Origin of the sequence: Cellulomonas triticagri, assembly GCF_003696205.1 — a bacterium.
Taxonomy (GTDB): Bacteria; Actinomycetota; Actinomycetes; order Actinomycetales; family Cellulomonadaceae; genus Cellulomonas; species Cellulomonas triticagri.
This window is the reverse complement of the sequence record NZ_RFFI01000259.1, coordinates 1-1,365: the sequence shown is the minus strand read 5'-3', so window position 1 is coordinate 1,365 and position 1,365 is coordinate 1. Positions and strand designations below refer to the sequence as shown.

Sequence of the window (1,365 nt, the reverse complement as noted above, 5' to 3'; positions counted from 1 at the left end):
CGCCGGCCGGACCCGCCCGCGCCGTCGCCCGCCTCGCCGGACGCCTGCTCGGAGCGCCCGCGTGACGCCGCCCGCTGACGCCAGGCTCGTCGCCGACGTGCGGCGGCGACTCGCCGGGGCGGACGGGCCCGTCACCGCGCAGCAGGTCGCCGGAGCCCTGCGGGACAGCGGGCGCGTCCTCGGCCGCACCGCCCTCGCCGAGCTCGCCGTCGAGGTCCAGGCAGAGATCAGCGGGGCCGGACCGCTCCAACCCCTGCTCGCCGACCCCCAGGTCACTGACGTCCTCGTCAACGGGCCCCGGGACGTCTGGGTCGAGCGCACCGGGACCCTCGCCCGCACCGACGTCGACCTCGGCGACGCCACGCGCGTGCGCGAGCTCGCGGTTCGCCTCGCGGCCGCGGGCGGCCAGCGCCTCGACGACGCGCGCCCGTCGGTCGACGCCCGGCTCCCCGACGGCACCCGCCTGCACGCCGTGCTCCCGCCGGTGGCCGACGGCTGCACCCTGCTCTCGCTGCGCGTCGTGCGGCACCGGCCGTTCACGCTGGACGACCTCGTGCGTTCCGGCGCCGTCGCCCCCGGCGTGGACGCGGTGCTGCGGGGGCTCGTGCGCCAGCGCGCGAACCTCCTCGTCTCCGGGGCCACCGGGACCGGCAAGACCACCCTGCTGTCGACGCTGCTGTCCCTCGCCGACCCCGGCGAGCGGCTCGTCTGCGTCGAGGAGGCCGGCGAGCTCGCGCCTCGGCACCCGCACGTCGTCCGGCTCCTCGCCCGCCGGGCCAACGTCGAGGGCGCGGGTGCGGTCGACCTCGCCGACCTGGTGCGCGAGGCCCTGCGGATGCGACCCGACCGGGTCGTCCTGGGGGAGTGCCGGGGCGCGGAGGTGCGGGAGGTCCTCGGCGCCCTCAACACCGGGCACGACGGCGGTGCGACCACCGTCCACGCCAACGCTGTCGCCGACGTCCCTGCCCGGCTCGCCGCGCTCGGGGCCCTCGCCGGACTCGACCGGGACGCCCTCGCGGCCCAGGTCGCCAGTGCCTTCCACGCCGTCGTCCACCTGCGTCGGGACGGTGGGCGGCGCCGGGTCGCCGAGATCGGTGACGTCGACCGGGTCGGCCCGACGGGTGCGCTGCGGGTCCGGGCGGCGCTGACCGTCGGACCCGACGGGCGCACCACCACCGGACCCGGGTGGCCCGCGCTCGCGGCCCGCGCCGGTCTGCCGCCCCCAGGCGCCTCGGGTGTCGGGGTGCGGCCCGCGTGACGACGGCGGGCGGATCGCTGCTCGCCGCCGCCCTCGCGGTCGCCGCCGTGCTGCTCGCCGTCCGCGCTGGCCCGGTGGGGCGGGTGCGATCGGGTGGCGGGCGTCCG

Annotated in this window: 1 protein-coding gene; it reads left to right on the top strand. The window is 79.6% G+C overall.

Annotated features, from left to right (window positions below; all coding sequences use genetic code 11):
• Nucleotides 1–61 precede the first annotated feature (61 nt).
• The gene (locus EBM89_RS20695) at nucleotides 62–1,258 is read left to right on the top strand and encodes a TadA family conjugal transfer-associated ATPase (protein WP_122151422.1); all 1,197 of its coding nucleotides are present in this window, start codon (nucleotides 62–64) and stop codon (nucleotides 1,256–1,258) included.
• Nucleotides 1,259–1,365 lie beyond the last annotated feature (107 nt).